Here is a 23,958-nt window from a genome sequence, read left to right as displayed (position 1 = left end):
ACCGGCATTCTCGGCTGTGACGGCGAATCGAGCTGTCACCCATGCGGCCAGCCCTCGGCCGCATGCGGGTGTCGGTCAGGCCAGGGCGACCGGGTCCAGCCGGCGGTGCGGCACTTTCACCAGCTCACGCTTGTGCCAGCCCTTGCCCGGCACGATCGGGAACTCGGCTGCAAAACAGCCATCCGCCGAGATGATCTCGAGGTACATGAAGGGCTCGCCGCCCGGGCCCCGGCGCTCGCAGACGTAGGCGAACAGGGCTTCGACGCGCTTTTCGGCCAGCAACAGATCAAACAGCGCGCGCCGGCGCGTCGGGTCGGCCAGCGGCAAGGCCCCGTCCACACCGCGGCTGGCGACCGGGATCCATTCGGTGCCCAGCAGCTCGCCCGGAATGCAGGAGTCCATCTCCAGCGCGTAGATCTGGCCCTCGTTGCTCATGCCGCGGCGCACGCCCGTGCGCAGAGGCTCGAACAACTCGCGGAAGGCCGCGTTGATGTCGGCCGACTCCATGAAGCGGTGCTGGCGGTTTCCCTGCGGGTCGCCGATCCATGGGGCAGAAGCGTCGTCGCGAATGTCCATGTCCCGGTCTTCGGCGCGACCGGGTCGGTATTGAGGGCCGCCCGTTGCACTTCGCAACGATTTGCAGCGCCACGGCTGGACGACTCTCGACGACGGGGCACCGGCAGGGCTCCGCTTGGAGCCCCGGTGCCAGCGTCACATCGGCGCTACGGCTTGATCTGAGCGCGGATCTCGCCGTCCTTGTTCGCTGCCGAGTGCACATTGACGTACAGCTCACCGGCTTTGTAGGCCTTCAACTGCTCAGGGGTCAGCTTCGAGCCGGCAGGCACCGCCCAGCCGTTGTCGCCCGATTTGGTCAGCGGCAGCACGACCGGCCCGCTCTTGCCCGGCGCACCCTGGTGGATGTGGGCTGCCGTGGCCGCGACGCCGGAGGTCGTGACGCTGCCGGTCACCGCACCGTCGGCGGCAACACTGATGGTGCCGGTGCCGGTGGCCGTGGTCTTGACCGGCGGCGCTTCCTGGTCGCCACTGAGTTTCAGGTCGGCGCCAAAAGCCGGGCCGGCAGCCAGGCACGCCGTCATCGCAAGGCCTGTCCACAGGGGAAGTCGACGAGTCGTCATGGGAGAGCCCTTTCTTGAGGATGGGGTGCTGCTGTGGGCATGTGGCGTGCCTGGGCTGGCTGCAGGCGGCCGCAACATGCGCGTCGCCCCCCGCCACGCAACAGGATCAGTTTCCTCGTCTGCAAGGGTTTCCAGCCACCGGCAAGGAGCACCGATGAGCGAATGGCCGGCGCTGGAGGTGCGGCTCAAGCGCAACGGCCGGGTCCATTCGCTTCTGGAGCGCTGAGCTCGGCAGCCCCCCTGCCCGGGCCAGGATCCCGCGGCGCGCCGGATCCCCCACGTGGAACGTCCTCGACCCGACGCCCGCCGGCCGAGGCACCGGCTGGTGCCCGAAGCTGGATCAGGGCCTGAACGGCAGCCCTACGCCTCGACCACTGCCGGCACGTCGAGCTGGGCCTGCAACAACTCGGTCGCCCCGGCGGCCGGGCCGGGCTTGGAGTGCAGGAAGCCCTGGATCACGTCGCACGACCAGCCTTGCAACAACGCTTGCTGCTCGAGTGTTTCGACCCCCTCGGCGGTCACCGACAGGCCCAGGCTGTGGGCCAGCCCGATCACGCTGCGCACGATGGCGTCGCTGCGCTCGCCGCCACCGAGCTGGCTGACGAACGAACGGTCGATCTTGAGGCGGTTCAGCGGGAAGCGGCGCAGGTAAGACAGGCTCGCATAGCCGGTGCCGAAGTCGTCGATGGCCAGTTGCAGCCCCAATTCACGCAGCGCGTGGAGCTGGGTGATGCTGGCCTCGGCATCGTTCATCACGCTGCCTTCGGTGATCTCGAGCTCGATCTGCGCCGGGTTCACGCCGGTTTCTCGCAGCGTCTCGCGCACCGTGTCCAGAAAATCCGGGTGGTTGAACTGCCGCGGCGAGATGTTGACGGCCACCTTCGGCGCGCCCAGCCCTGCGTCGGCCCAGGCCTTGGCCTGGGTGCAGGCCTGGCGCAGCACCCACGCCCCGATGCGAACGATCAGCCCCGACTCTTCAGCCAAGGGGATGAACTGGGCGGGCGACACCATCTTGCCGCCATCGCGCCAGCGCAACAACGCCTCGAAGCCGCAGAATCGTTCGGCGCGCGCATCGCGCAGCCCTTGGTAGAACAGCTCGAAATCGCCATGCTCGATGGCCTTGAGCATGCGCGCTTCCATGTGCAGCTTGTCGCGCTGGCTCTCGCCGATGCGCGCGTCGTAGACCACATGGGTGTTGCCGGGCTCGGCATGCGTCTGCAGCTTGGCCAGCTCGGCCAGGCGCGCCACCTCGTGCACGGTGCTCGCGTCCTTCGGGTAATGCGCAGCGCCCAGCCCAATCGCAACGATCAGGTCCTGGTTGCCGATTTCGAACGGAGCGTCCATCGTGGCCGCCAGTGCTTCGAGCAGCTTTTGCAGGCACAGATCACCGCCGTCCATCTTCACGATCGCACCGAAGGTCACGCCGTCGACCCGGTACAAGCGGCCGCCGTGCTGCGAGACGATCTGGTTCAAGCGGGTCGCGATCTGGCACAGCAGCAAATCACCCAGTTGGTGACCGACGCTGCCAACGATCAGGCCAAACTGCTTGACCGACAGGCTGACGCAGCAATAGCGGTCGTTGACCAGCGCTTCGGTGTGGGCCTCCATGGCGCGGCGGTTGAACAGGCCAGTCACCGCGTCGTGGGTGCTGGCGTACTCGAGCGACTGGTTGTTCTCGGCCAAGCGGCGGTTCGACTCGCGGGCCCGCAGGTACAAGCGCCAGGCGATGATGCCACCGGCGCCCATGGCCGCAGCCAGAAGCAGACTCAGCGTGCGCTCGATGGCTCGGCGGGAGATTTCGGCCGCCTGCAGCGCGTTGTCGTGCTGCAGCTGCTCCATCTGGCGCTGCCGTTGCTGGAAGCTCGACTCGCGCTGCAGCGCGATCACCGTGCTGACACGATCGCGGCGCGACAACTCCGTCTCCAGCAGCAGCGATTCGCGCAGCCGCGACCAGCTCTCGCTGGTTTCGCCATGGCGCTCCAATGCGGCAACATAACGGTTCAACTGCACCAACAACTCGGCGTCGCGCTGGCGGCTTTCCAGCATCGCCAAGCCGGCGCCCGCTGCCTTCATGCCGGACTGGACGCGGCCAACGCCGAGATCGGCCAGGCCCAGGTTGATCAGCGCGTGGCCGAGCGAGTAGTCGTCACGCCGTGCCAGTGCCTGGTCGTGCGCCCGTTGCGCCAGATCACGCGCAGCACCGAAATTGCCGACGCTCAGGTGCAACCCTGCCAGGGCCCGGAGCGCATCGAGCTCGGTGGTCAGCCAGGTTTCGCCCCCGGCCTGTGAATTGACGGATTGGCTGGCCGCCACAGCCGGGCGGGGCACAGCCTCGGCTGCACGACGGGCCCGTGCACTGCGCACCGGGTCACCGAGCGCCTCGGCGGTCAGCGATTCCATCACCCAGCCGGCGGCGACCAGCGAGTGGTCGTTGCTTTGCGTCCCCAGCTCCCGCACGCGGGTGGACAGTCGCATCGCACGCGTCATCTCGCCCCTGACGATGCGCAATGGCACCAGCGCCAGCAGCGCCTGACCTTCCCGACGCGGATTGTGGCCTTCCCGCGCGGCTTCCGCCGCCGCATCGAGCAGCCGAATGCCCTCGTCTACCTGACCGTTGGACTGAGCCAGGTCACCCGCAGTCATGTAGACCCAGTAGCGCAGGTCTGCGCTCGGGGAAGCCTTGGCCAGCGGCACTGCGCTCTCGATCCAGCCGAAAGCGGCCCGCACCTGGCCGGCCACCTGCAGTGCAGTCGCCTTCAAGGCATAGGCCGAGGCGAGCGTGGCGGCGTCGCCGCTGCGCTCGCCGATGTCGGTCAACTCTTCGATCGCCGCGTCGGCTACCGCAGGCTTGTCGGTCACCGCATGGGCATAGCCCCAGGCGGCCAGGAAGATGCGCAGGTCATCGCCCTGGCTGGCGCGCGCCTGCGCTTCGAGCGAACGCAGCCGGTTGATCACCTCGGGCGGGTTGCCACCGTGTTCGGCCTCGATGGCGAACACCTTGTCGCCGATGGGGCCGGCGTGGGCCAAGCCCAGCGCCCCCCAACTGACCACTGCAGCCAAGAGCCGTCGTGCCGCGCGCGCCGACTGGCGGGGCGCGACAAACCAGACGGGCATGAGTGACGCAAGGCGTTGGGTGTCCACGACCGGTTATCGACGGCTCCCCCCGACGCTGTAGCAATCGGACACGGCAACACTTCACGCTCGGGGCCCGCCCCTTGGCGAGAATGCAGCGTTTCGACCCGCAGCCCCCTGCTGCCCCTCCCCGATGGACCTGGACCGCTTCGACCTCGCGATCCTCGATGCACTGCAGCGCGACTGCCGCGTGGCCGCCGAAAGCCTGGGCCAGGTACTCGGTCTTTCGGCCACCGCGGTGCAACGCCGCATCCGTCATTTGAAGCACATCGGGGCCATCGAGGCCGAAGTGGCGGTGCTCGCGCCAGCGGTGATGGCGGCGCAGGTCACCGTCATCGTCGAGCTGGCCTTCAAGCAGGGGCTGACCGCCGCTGTCGACGCGTTCAGGCGCGAGGCCAACGCCCATGCCGAGATCCAGCAATGCTTCTACGTGGCAGGCGAATACGATTTCGTGCTGGTCGTCGTGTCGGCCAGCATGGCCGACTACGAACGCTTCACGCGCCGGGTGTTCTTCCCGAACGACAACATCGCCCGCTTCCGTTCGACGGTGGTGATGGATTCGGTCAAGCGGGGCTTGCGGCTGCCGCTGGCTCGGCCACCGGGCTGAACACCTGCTGGCTGTGCGGACGCAGCCGCAACCCCGGGCGATGGAACAGTCGCTGGTGGTCGTGGCAGACCGGGACGCACAGCCATTGCGCCTCCAGTTCGATCAGCGCCGCAACATAGGCGGCGGAACGCGCGCTGCCCAACGGCAGGTGCCGCGCCGCAGCCACCTGCGCACTGAAGCGTTGCACGTGCAGGTTGGCCAGCGCCCCCGGAGCCTGCTTGTCGTAGATGCCGAAAAACTCGTCGGCGTCGTCGAAGTCCTGCGCCCAGCCGCGCGCCACGACGTCGAACGCGCCCTGGGCCACCAGCGTATAGACCGCCGCCGGCTCGGCCACCTCGATGATCTGGTGCGGCAGGCCCTCGCCCGCGAGCGCGTCGGCCAGTGCGGTGAGGATCTCGCTCAGCGGGCCGCGGCCCGGGCAATGGACGATGCGCAGTGGCCGGTCAGCCAGTTCGTCGCGCCAGCGTCGGGCGAATTCGGCCGCTGCCAGAAAGGGTCGCGACCGCGCTCGGTAGGCCGGCGTCGCCAGGTCTTCGGGCAACAAGAATGGTTCGAACGCCGACCCGAACAGGCCACTGGCCAGGCCTTGCGCCATCTGGCCGAAGTCGCGCCGCAGCTCGGTGCTGTGCAGGGTGCCGGCGGCGTTGACCATCAATGCACCGACCCAGCGATCTTTCAGCGGCGTCGTGTCGAAGCGGCCGGCGAACAGCGGTTGATGCCGGCGCTCGACCGACACGACGTCGACTTCGTGTCCCGCCAGTGCCGCCGCCAGGTCTTGCGGGCTGCTGAAACTCGCCACTGTCAGCTCACTCGGCGCCGAGCGCGGCCCACAGTAGCCGGCATGCGTGACGAAGCGCATTGCCGCACCATCCTGCCGCGATGCGAGCGGCCCGGAGCCAACCAGGCGGCCATCCTTTGCCTCGTGTACCGCACCCAACATCGGATGCGCCAGCAGCTCAGGCAGCGGCACATAGGGGGCCGCCAGGAGAACGCGCAGGCAGCGCTGCTCCTCGTCGACCTCGAACGACTCCGCGATATCGCCGTCGTGCACGGTCCCGCCGCGGCGCAGCAGGCCGCGCAGCACGGGCGCGAACAGCGATTTCGACGTCGGCCATAGGTGCCGTGAAAGGCTCCAGGCCATGTCGTGCGCACGCACCGGTGTGCCGTCGTGGAAGACTGCCTCGCGCAGCCAGAAGCTGTATTCGGTGCCATCGGCCGACAACGCCCAGCGCTCGGCCAGGTCGGGCAACGGTGGATCGCCCCGGCGGTCGACGTGAAGCAGCGGCTGGTACAGCGGCGCAACGATGGGAAAGGCGCACACAGCGGTGTCCGTCGGGTCTAGCCGCAGGTGCTCGGCCAGCAGGGCCAGGGTCAGAGGCATGGTGGTTCGGTGAGTGACGACGCCGACAGTGTCGGTCTTGTGTCATGTCGCCCAGCGGCGAATCGGCCCACCGAAACGCCGCCTGGCGGCGCTGGCCCCTGCCCGGCTTGACGACCGAATCGGCGCTGGTTCGCATCGTTTCCATTGACACCGACCGCGGGGCCGACATCAGACGGCCAGATGCCGCAACACCTGCGCCTTCGACCGGCTCACCGGCAGGATCGCTCCATCCGCCATCACGGCCACCAGCGTGCTGGCATCCTGTCGCCTGAAGGCCTTGACCTGGTCGAGGTTGACGATGTGCGAGCGGTGGATGCGAACGAAGCGCAGCGGGTCGAGCCGTGTTTCGAGCTTGTTCAGCGACAGGTGCAGCAGCTGCATGCCGCTGGCGGCGTGCACCGCCACGTAATCGCCGATCGCCTCGAAGCGCGTCACGCCGGCCACGGCCACCGGCACGATCACGCGGCCGTTGCGCACGAACAGGCGGCTGATCGGGCCCGGGCTCATCGCCTCGCCGAAGCGCTCGAGCGCCGGGGGCGCAGGCTCACCCAGCGCCGCGCGCACACGCTCCAGCGCGGCAGTCAGGCGTTCGGCGCCGAAGGGCTTGAGCAGGTAGTCGAGTGCGCCGAGTTCGAACGCGGTCACCGCGTGCTCGGCGAAAGCGGTCGTGAACACCACCACCGGGCGGTGCTGCAGCCGCGCCATCACATCGGTGCCAAGCAGGCCAGGCAGCTGGATGTCGAGAAACACCAGGTCGGGCCGCTGGCTGTCGATCGCCGCCAATGCGGCCGGGCCGTTGGCGGCCTCGCCGATGCATTGGATCCACGGCGCATCGGCCAGCAGATGGCGCAGGCCGGCGCGGGCGATCGGCTCGTCGTCGACGATCAGCGCCGAGATGCGGTCGGCCTCATTCATCGTCGCTTGCCTCGGGCAACGCGCGGCGCAGCGGCAGCCGCAAGGTCGCGCCAAAACCTTGCCCCGGCGCCCCGCGCAGCACCAGGCTGGCGCTGCCGCCATACAGCCACGCCAGCCGTTCGCGCAAGCGGCGCAGCCCCGTGCCGCCGTGCTCCACGAGTGCCAGGTCGGCGCCGACGCCGTTGTCGTCGACATCGATCAGCAGGCTGGCCGCCTCCAACCGCGCACGGATGCGCAGCGTGGTCGGCTCGATCGCCGGCGCCGCGCCATGGCGTACGGCGTTCTCGGCCAAAGTCTGTAGCGCGAACGACGGCAGTTGCGCGTCCAGCGTCGCCGTGTCGATCTCGCTGCGCACCACCAGCCGCTCGCCGAAGCGGATGGCCTCGATCTCCAAATAGCGCTGCACGAAATTCCACTCGTCCCGCAGCGTCACCCATTCGCTGTGCTCGCTGATCACATTGCGCAGCACGCCGGCCAACAACTCGGCCGCGCGCACCGCACCGCGCGGGTCCAACGGGATCAGCTGTACGACCGTGTGCAGCGCGTTGAACAGGAAGTGCGGGTGCAGCTGCGAGCGCAGCGCGGCCAGTTGGCTGCTCGCCGCCAGGGCCTTGAGCTCGGCCGATCGCTCGGCTTCGCGGCTTGCATAGGCCACGGCCCCGACCATGCCGTAGAGCCAGATGCCGGTGACCAGGTAGGGGCCGATGCCGGGTCCGACCGGGATCGCGATCCGGCCACGCTGCAGGCTTTCGACCACCGCGTTGAGCCCGAACCAGCTGCACGAATAGACCACGCCACCCAGCAGGTGGACAGCAATGAAGCGCAGCCTGAACGGGTGCGGCCAGGGCAGCCGTGCCGTCAACCGGTGCACCCCCATCCCCAGCACTGCGGCAATCGCCATCAGGCGCAACGCATACGGCGCAGCGTCGTCGAACGGCGCCTGGTGCGCAGACATCATCAGCACCGTGAACAGCGCCCACATCGGCAACCAGCCGATGATCAGTTGCGTCCAGACCCAGGCGCGGGGCATCCGTGGTGTCCTATCCCGCAAAGAACCGCCATTGGGATCCGACCAGATCTATCCCCATTGCGGCCCGTCGCAATGACGGTCATTTGCGTGACAGGACACTGGTTCACTCCACTGGTGACAACGAAGCGCCGATTGTCGCGTGGCCGGGCTCGGGCTCAACGCGGCGCCTTGGCGGCCACGCGCTTGGCCACGATGACCAGTGCGCCCTCCTCCCAGCTCGCGCCGTTGTCGGTCGAACGGTCTTGGCGCATCTTGAAGCCGTCTGCCGTGATGTCGTGGAAGCGGGTGCGCGTCAACATCGGCTTGCCGTCGGCGCTGGTGCCACTGCCGTCGACGCGCATCTCGCCGGCCTGCCATTGGGCGGTGGCGCTGGAAAAGCGCACCCGGTAGACGTCCAGGCTGCTGATCAGCCAGCGCTGCGCCTTGGCGTCGTAGATGCGTTGGGCGTGCGCCAGCGTCACCGGGTTGCCGGAGCCGTCGACCACACGCAGTTCGTCGTCGACGCCCATGCCCTCGAACGCGCGCCAGGCCTTCCAGCTGCCGGTCAACGTCGGCTGGCCATGGATCAGCTTCGCCAGGCTGCCGATCTTGGGTTGCAGCGCCACCTCCCACTGCCCGATGAGGAAGTCGAACTGCGCCGCTTCGCGTGCCGGCGTCGCCCCGCCCGACTGGGCGTGCGCTGGCAAGGTGGAAGCGAGCACAGGCAGCACCAGCGCGGCGGCAACGGCGAAGGTTTTCATCGGATGGAGTGGGAGTGGGGTCGACATGGCGCCAGCATGCCGACGCTCTGCCGCCTGCAGGGCCTGCTTTCGCCGAACGGGCGAGTGGGGCCGGTGAATGGCACGTCCCCACCGTGGCCCACCACCTACAGTCTTCGCACCCCTTCGGATGGAGACACGCTTGAACGACAACGGCACCGCCGCGATTCGCCTGCACCAGGCCCGCAAGGTCTACCCCGGCCTGGGCGAGCCCTTCACCGCACTGCATGGGCTGTCGCTCGAGATCAGGAAGGGCGAATTCGTCGCCGTGGTCGGCGCGTCGGGCAGCGGCAAGTCGACGCTGCTGCACCTGCTGGCCGGCATCGACAGGGCGAGCGCCGGCGAAGTGTGGGTCGGCGGGCAAGCGTTGCACCGCATGAGCGAGGCGCAGCTGTCGGCATGGCGTGGCCGCGCCGTCGGCGTCGTGTTCCAGTTCTTCCAGCTGTTGCCGGGGCTGACGGTGGCCGAGAACGTGATGCTGCCGATGGACTTCTGCCAGCAGTGGCCCGCCGCTGAGCGACGCGACCGCGCACTGAAGCTGCTGGGCCGGCTGGGCGTGGCCGACCAGGCCGACAAGTTCCCCGCCGCACTGTCAGGCGGGCAGCAGCAGCGCGTGGCCGTGGCCCGAGCGCTGGCCAATGCACCCGCGGTCTTGCTGGCCGACGAACCAACCGGCAACCTCGATTCGCGCAACGCCGCGGCGCTGCTCGACATCTTCGCCACGCTGGTGCGTGATGAGGGCCTGACGGTGGTGATGGTGACGCATGAGCGCGCAGCGCTGCAGCAGGCCACGCGCCGCATCACGCTGCTCGATGGCCGTGTCGTTGCCGACGAACACACCACGTCGAGCCAGGCGCTGGCCGATGCTTAGCCCCCGCTGGCGCAAGGCCCTGCGCGATCTGGGCCGGCACAGCGCACGCTCGCTGCTCGTCGCATTGGCCATGGCCCTGGGGCTGACGGGCGCCTGCACGGTGCTGAACGCCTGGGCCCTGGTCGAACGCGCGACCGAGCAGGGCTTCATCGCCAGCCTGCCCGTGTCGGCCACGATCACGGTCGAAGGCACGATCGATGCGGCCGCGGCGGACGCCGCCCGTGCCCACCCGGCCATCGGCGCGGTTCGCTTGCGCCGCAGCCTGGTGCTGAGCGCACAAGCCCAAGGCGCATCGCACGACGCCATCTTTTTCGCCTTCGACGACTTCAACGCACCGGGCATCGGCTTGCTGCGGCCCGAAGGCCCTTGGCCGCCGCGCGACGGCGAGTGGGTGATCGAACGGTCCTCGCTGGATTTTTCCGGCGCGACGGTCGGCGATGCCGTCACGCTGCGACCACGCGCTGCCGAAGCCCAGCGCCTGGCGTTGAGCGGTGTCGTGCGCGACGTGAGCCAGGCCCCAGGCTGGATGGACCATCTGGTCTACGGCTACGCGCCGCCCGCCACTTTGCAGCGCCTGGGCGCACCGGCCGGATTCGACCAGATGCAGCTTCGCGTTCGCGACGGCGTGGCCGACCGCGCCACGGTGCGCCGCATCGCGGCCGAGGCCGCGGCAATGCTGGAGCGGCACGGCCTGCATGTCGCCAGCGTCGAGGTGCCGGTGCCGGGCGAGCACGTGCATGCGGCGCAGATGAACTCGGCGCTGATGACGCAGGGCGCTTTCGGGCTGCTGGCGCTGCTGGTCTGCGCGCTGCTGGTCGTCAACCTGATCCAGTCCACGCTGGCCGGCCAGGCCCGTGAGATCGGCTTGATGAAGACCCTGGGGGCCGGCCCCTGGCCGATTGCACGCCTTTACCTGGCACAAAGTGGCATGCTGGGGCTGCTGGCCGCCTTGCCCGCGCTGCCGGCGGCGGTGTTCCTCGGCCGGCGCTATGCCGAGTTCCGTGCCGAGATGCTGAACTTCCCGCTCGATGGCCACGGCGTGCCGGGGTGGGTGCTGGCGTTGGAGCTGGCGGTCGCATTGGCCTTGCCGGTGGCCGCCGCGGCATTGCCGGTGTGGCGCACGTGTCGGGTACCGGTCGGCGAGGCCTTGCGCGACATCGGCATCATCGCCTCCGGCCGCGCCCTGGCCAGCCCACGCCGCGTGGCCGTCGGCGGGTTGCCGCGGATCCTGCTGCTGGCCCTGGGCAACGCCTTCCGGCGCCGCCAGCGCATGCTGTTGACCTTGCTGGCCCTGGCCGCCGGCGGCGCGGTGTACCTGGGGGCGGCCAACCTGCGTGGCGCGGTGCAAGACTCGGTCGACCTGCTGTTCGAAGCCCAACACTTCGACCTCTCCCTGCGGCTGGTCGACGCGCGCCCCGCCGTGGCGCTGGAAACCACGGCCCGCGCGGTGGAAGGCGTGTCGCACGCCGAAGCCTGGCGTAGCCGCCGGGCGACGCTGGCCGACAACGGCGACGACTTTGCCCTGATCGGCGTGCCGGACAACTCCACAGCACTGCAGCCCCGGTTGGTCGAAGGCCGCTGGCTCCAGGCAGGGGACGACACCAACGCGGCGGTGCTGAGCCGCGGCTTGCTGCGCCAGCAGCCGCAACTGCGGCTCGGCGACCAGGTCATGCTGCGCATCGACGGCGAGAGCCGGTTCTGGACCATCGTCGGCGTCGTCGACGCTGGCCCGCAACCGGTGGCCTACACACGCCGCGCGCGGCTCGAAGCGCTGGCCGGCGACACGCTGGCCGGCACTATCGTCGTCGCGCTCGAAGGCAACCCCAGCGACGCGGCCCAACTCGACGCGATCGCCCGGCTGCGCGGCGCACTGGCCGAAGCCGGCATGCCCGTCACCAGCAGCCAGCGCGTCGCTGAAAACCGGCGTGCCTACGAGGACCACCTGCTGATGGTGGTCGAGTTCCTCGGCGCGATGTCGTGGCTGATGATCGCCGTCGGTGCGATCAGCCTCGCGTCGACGATGGGGATGGCGGTGCTCGAACGCCGGCGCGAACTGGGCGTCATGCGCGCCATCGGCGCGCGCAACAGCACGACGATGCTGCTGGTGCAGACCGAAGGCCTGATCATCACCGGCCTGGCGTGGCTGGCGGCCCTGCCGCTGTCGGTGCCGATGAGCGTATTGCTGGCCGATGCGTTCGGGCGCGTGATGTTCCCGCTGCCGACGCCCTGGTGGCCGGACGCCGCCGCCGCGCTGCGCTGGCTGCTGGTGATGGTGCCCGTGTCGCTGCTCGCCTGCGCCTGGCCCGCCTGGCGCGCGGCGCGGGTGCCAGTGGCTGCGTCGTTGGCGTACGAGGGTTGACCCCCATCACCGGGACATCGCATTGTGGGGACGCGCGGTGATCGACAAACGCACCGTTCCGGTGGACCATGTCGTGATCCGCGACAAGATCCCTGACTCGCCGAGCCCTGCCACCCAGGCTTCTTCGAGGCCGACAACCTGGTGTCGAGGCCGCCTTGCCGCGAAACGCCGCCCCGCCCTGCCCCCGACGATTGAAACGGCCCTGCCTGTGAACGAGCCCCGTGCTGTCGTGTTGCGCCCCGCCCGGCTGGATGAAGCCCGGGCGATGGCCGAGATGTCGCGCGACCTGATCGAGTTCGGGCTTGGCTGGCGCTACACGCCCGCGCGCATGGCCACGCTGATCCGCGACACCGAAACGACAGCGGTGGTCGCCTGCGACGGGCCGCGGCTGCACGGGTTTGCCGCCATGCACTTTGGCGACGAGAAAGCGCATCTGCTGTTGCTGTGCGTGCAGCCATCCCAGCAGCGGCGCGGCATCGGCCGCTGCCTGACCGAGTGGCTGCTCGAGTCGGCGCGCGTGGCCGGCATCATCACCATCGCGCTCGAACTGCGGGCCGACAACCCGGCGGCGCTGGCCTTCTACCGCCGCCTCGGCTTCATCGAGACCCAGCTCGTCCCGGGCTACTACAGCGGCCACGTGGCGGCGCGCCGCATGCAGATGCCGCTCAGGCCGGCATCGGGGATCTAACCCGGCCGGCGGTAGTCATTCTCGACCCAGGCGGCGGCGCTGGCGGCGTTGAGCTTGAAGCCGGCCGACACACGCACCTGCGCGATCTCCGTCCCCAGCGCGTCCTGGGCGGCCAGCACGGCGTAGGGCTCGAACTCGTCGGGCACGATGTCCAGCGTCACGGTGATGCGCTCGTCGCCGACATCGACGCTGACGCTCTTGTGCAGCATCGCGTGCAACTGCTGCTCATGGCGGCGGATCACTTCCGACGCGGTCTTCACCAGCGTGTTGAAAGCGGCGGTGTCCAGCGGCTTCGGGTTCTTCTTGTCGCGCCCCATGGTCCACGGGCCGACCAGGGCAGGCTCGGCTTCGCCGTCCTTGATCATCTGGACCGCCCAGCCGTCGTCGTCTTCGTTCTTGATGACCTTGGCGGTCCAGCCGTTGTCGCGCCACAGGCGTGCCTCGTGGATGGTCTCGGGCGGCGGGCCTTCGCCGGAATCTTGGGAGTGGGTGGTATCCATCGTCATGGCGGCATGGTAGCGGTGCCGGGTACGGCACTTGCTGCGAAGCGCCCACAGCCGAAAGCGAGCCATGAACACAGCGTCCACCAACCGCGCCCCCGAGCCGACTGCGCCGAACCCCGGCACGCCACACCAACACGGTCTTCCCCAAGCTGTTCAGCCATCGGGGGCGGACGAAGAGCCCGGCCCGGTGGAGAGCGAAGACGACATCCCGCGCGACGAAGCCGGTGGCAGCACCGCCGACGCCGCGTTTTACCGGGCTTCGCGGGCTGCGACGTTGCCTGCCGACTCGGCTCAACGGTCGTCCGAAACCTACACGCCGCACAGGTCGTCGTACACCCCGCCGTCGAGCGACGAACCGGGCCCCGTCGATAGCGAAGACGACATTCCGCGCGAAGACAACGACACACCGCGCGAGTAGCGCCGGGTCGGCCTGCAGAGGCCGACGGACGGCCAGACGAGGGCCGGCACGCCATGGCACAACCGTGGCGTGCCGTCGAGCCGCTCAGCGCTCGATCAGTTTGAACGACTGCGCCGCCGTGCCGTTGCAGTCATAGATCTGCAGCCGCACGCCGTTGTCTTTCGACGCTGCCGGCACGTCCAGGCACTTGCCGCTGCCTCGGCCGACGAACTTGTAGGCGCCGCCACCGACACCCACCGGCTTCCATTGCTGGTTGTCGCCGCCGCCGTAAGTCCACAGCTGGACCGGCGAGCCGTTGCTGGTGCCCCAATTCGCCACGTCCCAGGCCAGCGTTGCCGCGTGCTGCACGAGCACCTTGTAGTAACCGTCGCTCGTCGGCTTGAATTGCCAGAGCTGGTTCGCCTGGCCGCCGGCGTTGCAGGCCCACTGCTGCACCTTCGCGCCGTTCTGAGTGCTGAACTCGGCATCGTCGACGCAGCTGCCGCTGTTCACGTTGACCACGTTGTACCAGCGGTTCGGGTCGATCACCGGCGGCGGCGTGCCCTTGTTGAAATCGACGGCGAAGTGGTTGCTGCGGCCGCCGTATCCGTTCTGCCAGGCTTCGAAGCCGGCTTCGACGTCGATCAGGTACCACGCGTCGGACAGCAGGCCGCGGCCCCTCGAATCGTCGAAGAACGGCTTCAGGTCGAAGTCGACATCGTTGCGCGGGCTGGTGGCCACGTACGAGACGATGTGCCAGACATCGTTGAAGCCAGCGCTTCCCTTCGGCGCCGTCCAGACGTCCCAGTTGATGCCGTTGATCGTCACGTTGCCGGTCTTCCGGCCGGCCGGCGTGACCGAGCCCGACTTGTTGATCCAGATCATGATCTCGGTGCCGTCGGGCTGGCCTGGCGGGTTCGGCGATTGCGCGAACCAGACGTCGTACGAGATGTTCCACTGCCCCGGCCCGGGCGGCGTCACGCTCCAGCGGGTCGGCGCACTGGTGACCGTGTTCAGCGCCAACGGCAAGCCGCTGTCCTTGGTGCAACCGCCCCAGTGGCAGCCCTTGTAGATCGACGGGTAGCCGCCGGGTGCGCCGTTGGTCGGCACCGAGTTGTTGCCGGTGACGGTGAAGGCCCCGGAGCCGGCATCGACGTGGATGCATTGCGTGCCGCCGGAGCCGGGGTTGTAGAAATTGTTCTGGACGATGTAGGTGCCGTTCAGTGCGGGCAATGAGCCGAACTGATCGCAGGTGGTCTGCGCGAAGGCGGGACCGTAGCCCATCAGCATCGCCAGCGAGGCGAGCTTGAGCCGGACTGTGTTCATCATCTCGGTATCTCCTGTAGGTGGCGTGTGGTGGCTGCGCCTGTTTCCGAGCACCGCCCGGGGCGGCCGCCCATGGCCGCGACCGCCCCGTCGGCTTTTCGCTCCTCTCGGCCTCCCGGCCCCTGCCCCAACGAACGTCCGGAAACCCGCGCCGCCCCTCAAGAAAAGACAAGGTCGAGCGAGCGCAACGACACGCCACGCGAACTGCGGGGCGTGTCGTCGCTCAGCTCAGGGCTCGATCAGCTTGAAAGACTGTGCCGCCGTGCCGTTGCAGTCGTAGATCTGCAGCTGCACGCCGTTTTCCTTCGAGGCGGCCGGCACGTCCAGGCACTTGCCGCTGCCGCGGCCCACGAACCTCCAGGCACCGTTGCCCAGGCTCTCGGCCTTCCATTGCTGGTGATTGGCGTCGCCATAGGTCCACAGCTGGACCGGGGTGCCGTTGCCGGTGCCCTGGTTGGTGGTGCTCCAGGCCAGCGTCTTGAGCTGCTGGACGAGGACCTTGTAGTAGCCCCCGCCGGTCGGCTTGAACTTCCAGAGCTGGTTCTTCTGCGGCGTCGAGTCATTGCAGTCCCACTGCTGGACCTTGGCGCCGTTCTTGATGCCGAAGTCGGCATCGTCGACGCACTTGCCGCTGTTCGAGTTCACGACCTTGTACCACTTCTTCGGATCGATCTTGTCCGGCGGCGTGCTCCCGGTCTTCACGGTGACGTCGAACTGGTTGACCGTGACGGGGTAGCCGTTCTGCCAGGGTTCGGTGCCTGCCTCCACATCGATCAGGTACCAATGGTCTTCCAGCAGGCCCCGGTTGTGCGAGTCCCTGAAGAAGGGCAGTAGATCGAAATCGACCGCATTGCGAGGGCTCTTCGCCACGTAGGACACGATGTGCCACTTGTCGTTGAAGCCGGCACTGCCTTTCGGCGCCGTCCAGACCTCGAAATCCATCCCGTTGATGGTGACGTCGCCCGTGCGCTGGCCGGCCGGCGAGACCACGCCCGAACGGTTGATCCAGATCATCACCTCGGTGCCGTCCGGCTGGTCCGGGACCGTCGGGGTCTGCGCGAACCAGACGTCGTACGAGATGTTCCACTGGCCGGGGCCGGCCGGCGTGACGCTGAACTTGCTCGGCACCGACGAAATGTCGCTGAGCTTCTGCGGCATGCCGCTGTCCTTCGAGCAACCGCCCCAATGGCAGCCCTTGTAGATCGACGGATAACCACCCGGCGGGCCGTTCGTCGGCACGGAGTTGTTGCCGGTCACGGTGAAGGCGCCGGTGCCGACATCGACGTCGATGCATTGCGTGCCGCCGGGTGCCGGGAAGTAGAAGTTGTTCTGAACGATGAAGGTGCCGTTCACCGCGGGCACCGAACCAAATTTCTCGCAGGTCTGCACGGCAAAGGCCGGCCCCTGGCCGACAAGCAGCGCCAGGAAGGCGAGCTTGAACCCGGCTTGTTTCGTCATCTCGGTATCTCCTCTAGGGTGGTGTTGTGGTCGCGCCTTGCAGCGCTGCCCGGCACCGGGCGCAGGCCCAGGCTGGCGGGGCAGCTTAGGCGTCGAGCCCGGTGCGGCACCCCGCCGGCATTGCGACAAATTCCGGCCGGGATTGACAAGAACGGCCTGTGCAAACAAACAAGACCGTCGATAGCCCGACCCCCTCGCACTTCAGCTTGCACCCCGGGCGTGAACAGGACGGCACGGTGCGAGGCCTTGCGGAAAAAACTGTATGCCCATACAGTGTCGTTCGCAAACCAGGAGCCCGCCATGCAACCCAGCCTGCGCCAGACCTACCACCCGAAGCCCGACACCACGCCGAGGTGGTTGCGCCGCTTGTGGCTCTGGCTTTGACCTGGAGGCCATCGGCGTGCGGTACAACACGTCGGTATGGGCCGCCCCCCAATATCCAATGAGCAGTACGGTTACCGCCTCAACCATGTGCTCGACTACATCGATGCCCAGCTCGATGGCGACCTGAGCCTGGAGACGCTGGCTGCGCAGGCGCATTTTTCGCGCTTTCACTTCCTGCGTGTCTTCCAGGACTGGTACGGCGAAGCGCCGATGGCCTATGTCCGTCGGCGGCGGCTGGAGGCCGGTGCCGCGCTGCTGCGCTACGGCGACCACAGCATCGCCGACGTCGCGCTGCGTTGCGGCTTCGACACACCGGACGGCTTCACCCGCGCGTTCCGGCTTTACTTCGGCCTGGCCCCCGCGCGCTGGCGCCTGCCCGGCGAGGCGGCTGCGCCGGCCGCAACAGCAGCTGCCCGCCCCTCCCCGCAGCCAACAGCGACTGCAGCGACTGCAACGCGATCATGGGCGGCGTGTGTCCAGCGTCTGCCCGAAGTCCGCGTGGCCTACACCCGGCGCGTCGGTGCTTACGGCGAAGCGAGCGCTGCCCAGTGGCAACAACTGGCCGACTGGATGCAGCGACACCGCCTGAGTGGGCTGACGCGCTACGGCATGGGCCTGGACGACCCAGGCGTGACCCCGGCCGACAAATGCCGCTATGACGTCTGCGTCGCGCTGCCGGTCGACTTCGAGCCGCCACCGCGCACGCCGATCAAGACGATTCCCGGTGGACTGCATGCAGTGCTGGCCTACGCCGGCCCACCGGAGTGCAGCGCAGCTGCCTGGGTCTGGCTCTTGCAACAGTGGCTGCCGCAGTCGCCCCACCAATTGGCGCCTGGCGCCGCCTTCGAACGCTACCCGCCAGCGCTGCCCGACCCGGGCGCCCACGCGCAGGACTGCGAGCTATGCCTGCCGTTGATGGCGGCCGGGGGGTTGTGACGTGGGGCGAGCGCAGAGCACGGTGTCATCGCTCTCGCCTCACTGATCAGCAATCTTGCTGCTGGAAATATAGAGGTTGTACACCGCCGAAAACGCGGTCTGGATCACCATCGCGACCAGCCAATCCTCGCCTCCCCCGAACCAAACGACCAGCGCGAGCACCGCGGGCAGGGCATACAGCGACAAGTAGTAGGCCAGCCGGTGCTGCCGCAGGAAGCATCCGACCGCCGCGAAGAGAACAACGCCCTGAAGCAGAATGAAGGCGGCCAGGATCAGCCAGACTCGCATCACATGAACATGCCGGAGACAACGTGGCCGACGTTGCCCATTTTGTTCTTGATGTTCTGCCGAATCTTCTCGCACTCGCACTCATTTGCGCCGTAGAAGTGCAGAGGCGGCCCCTCGCTCAAGCCCGTCAAGGTGTTAAGCGCCAATCCAACGCCCATGGTCGCCGCGATGGGGCCCATGCCGTATTCGACGCCAAACTTCTTCCCGAAGAATCGCCCAATGGCGGGAACGATCTTGTTACCTCCGAGGGTGGGACCGACGAAGCCAACGGCGGCCGACGTGATGACTTTGCGGAAATCCATGCAGCGCGCCGCATCCAAGGCGCTGCCGCCACCGGCAAGGTAGTTCAGTCCGAACTGGAAGCCGGCGTTGATGACGGCGCCGCCAATGGCCCCCACGATGCCAAATTCGCCCGTGGGATCGGCGTAGCTGACGGGGTTCCCGCCAACGTAGGCGTAGGCATTCATCCCCCCGTCGAATCCGATGGGGTCTTCGGTGATGAAGCGGGAGTACTTCGGGGAGTAGAAGCGCTGCCGGTAGTGGTACAGCCCGCCCAGTGGCTGACCGCCCAGGTTACCGGTCAACGAGGCCGCCTCGTTCTCCCGCCCGGTGAACTGGTACGGGTTGTCGCTCACGGGCTGCCCTTGCGGCGTGACCTGGAGTGTGTTGCCGTAGGCCTCATAGTGATAGCGCGCCTGCGTGCTCTGGTCGTTCCGCAAGATCATCACGGTGCTGGCCAGGTCATCGGTCAGGAAGTGACTCAAAAGCGGTGCCGTCGTGCTGGGATTGGACGGATTATTGGGCCCGTTGGCATTGCCGCTGTGAGGGGCCACCCAACGGCCAAAGCGTTCATCGAGGGCCAGCCCGTTGAGGACGTTGGCGCGATAGTTGGTCTTGCCGGCATTGGCGATCGGGCCGTTGAGCTCCTGGGCCACGTTCCAACCGTCGTGCAGATAGCCGATGGTGTCGCCGCCGGCCGTGCGCGCGACGCGACGGCCGAGGGCGTCGTACTGGTAGCTGGCGACGACGCTTCCCGACGGGCTGCCGAGCCGGATCTCGGTCAGCTGATCGCGGTCATTCCGGATGAACCAGTGGGTGCCGTCGTTGGAAAGATTGCCGTCCGCGTCATAGACGAGCGTGGTGGCACCGCCGGACTGCCAGTTCGTCAACTGGTTGTTCTCGTTGTGGGTCGCCGATGCCACATCGACCGGCAGCTTCAACGACGCCAGCGAGCCGCCTGCCGATTCGCGCTGGCCGATCGCATCGTACGTGTAGCTCAGGTCACCGATGAGGTCGCCGTTCGATTTGCGATAGACGATGCTGATGAGCTGGTTGGCGTTGTCGTAGCCGTACTTGACGGTCACCCCGTTCGCCAAGGTGACGACGTCGCGGCGATTGCCATCGTCGTAGGTGATGCCCACGGTTTGTGCGACGTTGCCGTTCGAAGCCCCTGCCGCCTGTTGCACGCTGGTCAGCCGGTTCGCCGGGTCATAGAAGTACGTGATGGTCGGCTGGCCGGCGACCGTCATCGTTTCGCGAAGCCCGGTGGCGTAGTAGGTGTAGTTGACCTGCCCTTGCGCGGAAGTCTCCTGGCGAAGACGGTCGAGATCGTCGAAGACGCGGTCGATGACCGACTCGACGGTGAAGGTCTCGCAATCGACGCCGGCGCACCGGCCGCTCTCGATCTTCGTGACCCTGTCGCCGCTGTCCCAGGTGTAGCGGACGCCGTTCCGATAGGTCGTCGGGGCCGCCGTCGTGGCACCGTATCCGACGAACCGCGCACGGTTCAGACCGTCGTACCGCAACCCGGTCACCCGGCCCCGGCGGTTGGTGACCCGTTCGAGCTTTCCTCCAGCGCCAAAGACCGACGAGGACGTGACGCGCAGGCCGTCCGTGAGGCTGCTCGTCATGTTCAGCTTGTCGTAGGTGAAGGAGGTCTGGTTGTCTTCCTGGTCGTAGACGTTCTCGATGTTGCCCGCGGCATCGTAGGTCGCGCGGGCCGTAGCGCCCAGGGCGTCGGTCGTGCTGAGGACGCGATCCATTCCGTCATGGTCGAACTCGAACTGGTTGGCGAGTGCGTCACGGCGGACGGTCAATCGCCCGATCGCATCATGGCCGACCGTGATGGTCTTTTGGAACGGATCGGTCACCGAAACGAGGTCGGGGCCGTTGTAGCCCAGCGTGATGCCGTGCCCCAACGCGTCCTTGATGCTTTTGACGCGACCGGCGGCATCCGGCACGAAGGTCGACTTGAGCCTGTTCGCGTCTTTCACCTCGAGGAGGTTGCCCAGCGCGTCACGCTTGTAGAAGACCGTGCGCTTGAGTGCGTCGGTGTAGGACGTCAGGGTGCTGAAGGCGCCGTAGGTGGCGCTCTCGGTGACCGCGTCCGGCGTGCCGAACAGGCGCGTCACGCTCGTCACGTTGCCCAGCTCGTCGTAGCCGTACTTCGTCTTTCGCTGCAGCGCGTCGGTCTTGAGGAGGATGCGGCCGCTCTTCGGATCACGCTCGAAGGTGGTCTTCTGCTCTTCGGGCGTGCCCAGCGGATAGATGTTCTCGACGACCTGCTGGTTCGCGTCGAAGGCGACGCGCCTGACGAACCTGCGCCTGTCGGTCACGTCCGCACTGGTGACCTTGCCCTCGGCGTTGGTCACGTAGGCGATCTCGATCGTGGTGCCGTCGGCGTAGGTCTGCTTCCTGACCCTCGCGTTGGCGTCGTACTCGTTGAACACCATCCGGTCGTCACGCGGATTGGTCAGCGACTCGACGCGGCCATCGGCCGTGTAGGCGTACTTCCAGACGGCGTTGTCCGCCAGCGTGACGGTTTCCAACCGCCCCACGTTGGGCGAGGTGGTCTTGTAGGTGTAGACCACTTCGCGGCCGATGTTGTCGCGGGCCTTGCTGATCCGGCCGTTGGTGTACTCCAGCTCGATGTAGCGGCCGTTGGGCGACATGATCTTGGTGACGTCACCGGAGAGCGCCGGTGAGCGCGCCAGCTCGACCGTGTTGCCGAACCGGTCGCGGATCAGCTGCAGCTTGTTGACGCCGTAGCCGTGGAAGACATAGACCGTGCCGTCGCGCAGCGTCAGCTCGAAGGTGGGATGGGTCGATCGGATCGTCGCCTTGTAGAACGGGCCCGCAGAGGCCGTGTGCTCCCAGGTGGCCTCGGTGTTGCCCTGCCCGTTGCCCAGCACGCGATCGAACACCAGCTGGACGCCGTTGGGCTGGATGACCGCGACCTTGCTGGTGTTGTGGTACTTGTCGCCCAGGCCGTTGCCTTCCAGGGCATGGAGGTTCAGGTCGTAGCGGTGCATCATCCCGATGCCGAAGGCCCGCGCGTCCTTGTCCTTGTCCATGAAGGTCCGCTCGAGGGCGATGGGCATCACGTCCGACACGTACAGATCGGTGTGCGTGTGCTGAAAGGTGCCGCGCGCCAGCAGGACGGGATCCCCGCACGAGCCGTCGCCCGGGCCGTTTCCTGCCCCCGCGCCGGTGCCCCCTCCGGCTCCACCGGCTCCACCGCCTCCGCCACCACCACCCCCACCGCCCCCGCCGCCGGCGGAACCGCCGCAGCAGGAGCCTCCGCAGCAGCTGCCGCAACCGCCCGGGTCACCGCCCGGCCCACCAAAGAGGCCATAAGAATGCGCGGTGAACTGGTAAACGCCGAAGCCCTTTTTCGACTCGATCTGCGAGCCGTCGGCGCTGACCTGCCCCTCACCGTACAGATGCCAGCCCTTGACCACCGGGTCGTAGGCCCAGAAGCCCATGGGGCGACCCGGCTGGGCATCGCTGTAGTTGGGGTAGACCACGCGAATCGGCTGGGGCGCCCCGCCATTCATCGACTGGATGTAGGCGCCAGACGGCTGCAGCGTGAAGTACACCGGAAAGTCGGCATCCTGCGGCATCGGGAAGGCCGCACGGTCCACCGGCACCGGGCTCAGGTTGATCTGGGTCAGGATGCGACCGGCGCGGTCCCGGATCACCGTACCCGCCGGAATGCGCACTTCGAGGCCCGGCATCGACGGGTTGGTCACCACCATCTCGCCGACCGTGGGCGACGGCAGGCGCACCGTGCCTCGCGGGTCCAGCTTGGTGAGGTACACGGGCTCGTCGAGCATCGTCGTCTGGCCCGCCTCGACCTGCACCTGGCGCAGGTAGGAGCCATAGAAGACGCCGGGCCGGTTGGCCGAACTCCCCTCGATCACGAGCGTCTGCGGGCCGGCGGCCACGCTGCTCAGCAGGAACCGGCCGAGGTGGTCCGATGTGCCGCTCACACCTGCGATGGAGAGCGTGACGTTGGCCAGCGGCTTGCCGTTCACGCGCCGCACGATGCCCGACAGCGCAGTGACGCCGGACGCAGCCTTCAGCCCCGTCGCGTGCAACGCCTTGCGTTGGGCGTCACGGTGCTCGTAGTACGCGCGCATCGTTCCGGAGAACGGCGTCTCGTAGTACCACATGCCCTTGCGGCGCTGGGGCTTGATCTGCCAGTCTTCGTCGTCCGCGGCCGACTTCTGCGCCCCGCCCGGAGGCGGCAACGCGGTCGGCGCAGACAGCGGCTTCGACGCGCCGACGCCGCCGGCTGCAGGGGGCGCCGTCGGCGGGACGGTGCCCGTCGCGCCGGACGATGGCGGCTCGCTGCCGAGCGAACGGGTGGTGAAGCCGAACGCCGTGAATGGCACGGACTGGCCGAACTCGTCGGTCGCGCCCTTGATGAACATCGTGTAGGTGCTGGCAGGCATCAGCTGCTGCGTCGGCGTGACGAACAGCACCAGGCCGGCTTCCGCAGCCACCACCTTGCAACGCACCTGGCCCGAGCCGCCGATCAGTGTCACCGTGTCGCCATTCAGCGATGACACCAGCATGCGCTTGGAAAGGCGCACCGAGATCACCTGGTCGACGGGCACGTCGCGGCTGTCGGCTGCCGGCAGGGTGCCCAGGATGGCTGGTGCGCTGCGATCGGTCAGCCGCCGGGCCTGCTCGATGGCGGCCTGCGAGGCGATCCGGACGAAGCGCTGCTGGGGCACTTCGAAGATCTCGGCATCCGGCACCGGCCGTCTCGCGCTGTCGTAGCCGCCCAGCAGCACGACGGCATCACTGGGCATCAGGCTCGCGAGGTGACCGAAACGTGCCGTCTCGGTGCGTCCGTTGAACCGCTCCACCTGCCCGCTGAAGGTGTTGAAGAGCTCGGCGTCCGACAGCGGATCACCGCGTTCCGAAAGGCCGCCCGTGATGAGCAGTCGGCCATCGGCCAGCAGCGTGGCCGCGTGCTGCGAACGCGGCAGGAGCCCCAGCGCGCCCGCTTCGGTGAAGCGGCCGGTCGCGGGATCGAAGCGCTCCGGCGGCGCCACCGAACCTGCCTCGGTCAGGCCGCCGAGGATCAGCACGCTGCCGTCGGGCATCACGTTGGCCGTGTGACCACGGCGCGGGTGCAGCAGCGCGCCCGCGAGCGCGGTGGTGCGCGATGTCTTGGGATCCAGCCACATGGCCGGTGCCGGGCTGTGGGTAGGCTCGAGGCCGCCCAGCAGCAGCCAGCGGCCATCTCCCAGCAAGGTGGCGCTCTGCCCCTGCATGGTCGCCGGCCGCGGGAACAGTTGTGAGAAGACCGAGACAGGCGACGCGGACGGCTCCGCTGCCCCCAGGTCACTCGCGAACAGGATCGGGCAGGTGCCGATACCCACCCAGGTCGCTGCCAGCAGCACCTTGCGCCATGTACGCGAGAAACCTCCCTCCCGCGACGATTTGAGGCCCATAGCCTTGCTCATCATCTTTCCTCCCGGCCGCTGCCTGCGTTG

At 67.9% G+C, this 23,958-nt stretch carries 18 protein-coding genes; 6 read left to right on the top strand and 12 right to left on the bottom strand.

Annotated elements, in window-relative coordinates:
• Positions 1 to 75: 75 nt before the first annotated feature.
• From VFY73_RS02240 to VFY73_RS02230, 3 genes are all read right to left on the bottom strand, one after another.
• A complete protein-coding gene (locus VFY73_RS02240; protein WP_329716275.1) occupies positions 76 to 576 on the bottom strand; it encodes a hypothetical protein in 501 nt (166 codons plus the stop codon).
• A gap of 146 nt (positions 577 to 722) precedes the next feature.
• On the bottom strand, positions 723 to 1,097 hold the full coding sequence (locus tag VFY73_RS02235; protein WP_329716274.1) for a CHRD domain-containing protein: 375 nt from the start codon (positions 1,095 to 1,097) through the stop codon (positions 723 to 725).
• A 399-nt stretch (positions 1,098 to 1,496) separates the two neighbouring features.
• On the bottom strand, positions 1,497 to 4,187 hold the full coding sequence (locus VFY73_RS02230) for a bifunctional diguanylate cyclase/phosphodiesterase (RefSeq protein WP_329716337.1): 2,691 nt from the start codon (positions 4,185 to 4,187) through the stop codon (positions 1,497 to 1,499).
• A 214-nt stretch (positions 4,188 to 4,401) separates the two neighbouring features.
• Between VFY73_RS02230 and VFY73_RS02225 the strand changes: the two genes are divergently transcribed.
• A complete protein-coding gene (locus VFY73_RS02225; RefSeq protein WP_329716273.1) occupies positions 4,402 to 4,875 on the top strand; it encodes an Lrp/AsnC family transcriptional regulator in 474 nt (157 codons plus the stop codon).
• Here the strand turns inward: VFY73_RS02225 and VFY73_RS02220 are convergent.
• From VFY73_RS02220 to VFY73_RS02205, 4 genes are all read right to left on the bottom strand, one after another.
• Positions 4,832 to 6,256, bottom strand: coding sequence for an ABC transporter substrate-binding protein (locus VFY73_RS02220; RefSeq protein ID WP_329716272.1), 1,425 nt, complete (start codon positions 6,254 to 6,256; stop codon positions 4,832 to 4,834). The two genes, VFY73_RS02225 and VFY73_RS02220, sit on opposite strands and share 44 nt — an antisense overlap.
• A gap of 168 nt (positions 6,257 to 6,424) precedes the next feature.
• A complete protein-coding gene (locus tag VFY73_RS02215) occupies positions 6,425 to 7,171 on the bottom strand; it encodes a LytTR family DNA-binding domain-containing protein (protein WP_329716271.1) in 747 nt (248 codons plus the stop codon).
• Positions 7,164 to 8,201 (bottom strand): sensor histidine kinase, encoded by a 1,038-nt coding sequence (locus VFY73_RS02210; protein ID WP_329716270.1) that lies wholly within the window; start codon positions 8,199 to 8,201, stop codon positions 7,164 to 7,166. Before VFY73_RS02210 ends, VFY73_RS02215 begins: the two co-directional genes overlap by 8 nt.
• A gap of 155 nt (positions 8,202 to 8,356) precedes the next feature.
• Positions 8,357 to 8,941 (bottom strand): hypothetical protein, encoded by a 585-nt coding sequence (locus tag VFY73_RS02205; RefSeq protein ID WP_329716269.1) that lies wholly within the window; start codon positions 8,939 to 8,941, stop codon positions 8,357 to 8,359.
• A 160-nt stretch (positions 8,942 to 9,101) separates the two neighbouring features.
• On the opposite strand from VFY73_RS02205, the gene VFY73_RS02200 reads away from it, so the two are divergent.
• The 3 genes from VFY73_RS02200 (at position 9,102) to VFY73_RS02190 (ending at position 12,877) form a co-directional block, all read left to right on the top strand.
• A complete protein-coding gene (locus VFY73_RS02200; RefSeq protein ID WP_329716268.1) occupies positions 9,102 to 9,830 on the top strand; it encodes an ABC transporter ATP-binding protein in 729 nt (242 codons plus the stop codon).
• Complete coding sequence (locus VFY73_RS02195; protein ID WP_329716267.1) at positions 9,823 to 12,189, top strand: ABC transporter permease; 2,367 nt, start codon at positions 9,823 to 9,825, stop codon at positions 12,187 to 12,189. Before VFY73_RS02200 ends, VFY73_RS02195 begins: the two co-directional genes overlap by 8 nt.
• A 73-nt stretch (positions 12,190 to 12,262) precedes the next feature.
• A complete protein-coding gene (locus tag VFY73_RS02190) occupies positions 12,263 to 12,877 on the top strand; it encodes a GNAT family N-acetyltransferase (RefSeq protein WP_329716266.1) in 615 nt (204 codons plus the stop codon).
• Here VFY73_RS02190 and VFY73_RS02185 read toward each other — a convergent pair.
• On the bottom strand, positions 12,874 to 13,377 hold the full coding sequence (locus VFY73_RS02185; protein WP_329716336.1) for a hypothetical protein: 504 nt from the start codon (positions 13,375 to 13,377) through the stop codon (positions 12,874 to 12,876). The two genes, VFY73_RS02190 and VFY73_RS02185, sit on opposite strands and share 4 nt — an antisense overlap.
• 70 nt (positions 13,378 to 13,447) lie before the next feature.
• Here VFY73_RS02185 and VFY73_RS02180 point away from each other — a divergent pair, with 70 nt between their 5' ends.
• Positions 13,448 to 13,798: a hypothetical protein gene (locus VFY73_RS02180; RefSeq protein WP_329716265.1), complete on the top strand. Its 351-nt coding sequence runs from the start codon at positions 13,448 to 13,450 to the stop codon at positions 13,796 to 13,798.
• A gap of 84 nt (positions 13,799 to 13,882) precedes the next feature.
• On the opposite strand, the gene VFY73_RS02175 is transcribed toward VFY73_RS02180, so the two are convergent.
• Together VFY73_RS02175 and VFY73_RS02170 are read right to left on the bottom strand one after the other, a co-directional pair.
• On the bottom strand, positions 13,883 to 15,106 hold the full coding sequence (locus tag VFY73_RS02175) for an RICIN domain-containing protein (protein WP_329716264.1): 1,224 nt from the start codon (positions 15,104 to 15,106) through the stop codon (positions 13,883 to 13,885).
• 225 nt (positions 15,107 to 15,331) lie between these two features.
• Entirely contained in the window at positions 15,332 to 16,561 is a 1,230-nt protein-coding gene (locus VFY73_RS02170; protein ID WP_329716263.1) for a GH12 family glycosyl hydrolase domain-containing protein, read from the bottom strand.
• A gap of 420 nt (positions 16,562 to 16,981) precedes the next feature.
• Here VFY73_RS02170 and VFY73_RS02165 point away from each other — a divergent pair, with 420 nt between their 5' ends.
• Complete coding sequence (locus tag VFY73_RS02165) at positions 16,982 to 17,881, top strand: AraC family transcriptional regulator (protein ID WP_329716262.1); 900 nt, start codon at positions 16,982 to 16,984, stop codon at positions 17,879 to 17,881.
• Between the two features lie 39 nt (positions 17,882 to 17,920).
• Here the strand turns inward: VFY73_RS02165 and VFY73_RS02160 are convergent, their stop codons facing one another.
• Positions 17,921 to 18,169: a hypothetical protein gene (locus tag VFY73_RS02160; RefSeq protein ID WP_329716261.1), complete on the bottom strand. Its 249-nt coding sequence runs from the start codon at positions 18,167 to 18,169 to the stop codon at positions 17,921 to 17,923.
• Complete coding sequence (locus VFY73_RS02155) at positions 18,169 to 23,928, bottom strand: RHS repeat-associated core domain-containing protein (RefSeq protein ID WP_329716260.1); 5,760 nt, start codon at positions 23,926 to 23,928, stop codon at positions 18,169 to 18,171. The genes VFY73_RS02160 and VFY73_RS02155 overlap by 1 nt, the downstream gene beginning before the upstream one ends.
• Positions 23,929 to 23,958 lie beyond the last annotated feature (30 nt).

The organism is Ideonella sp., assembly GCF_036277275.1.
Lineage (GTDB): Bacteria > Pseudomonadota > Gammaproteobacteria > Burkholderiales > Burkholderiaceae_C > Ideonella.
This window is presented reverse-complemented; position numbering and strand designations above follow the sequence as displayed.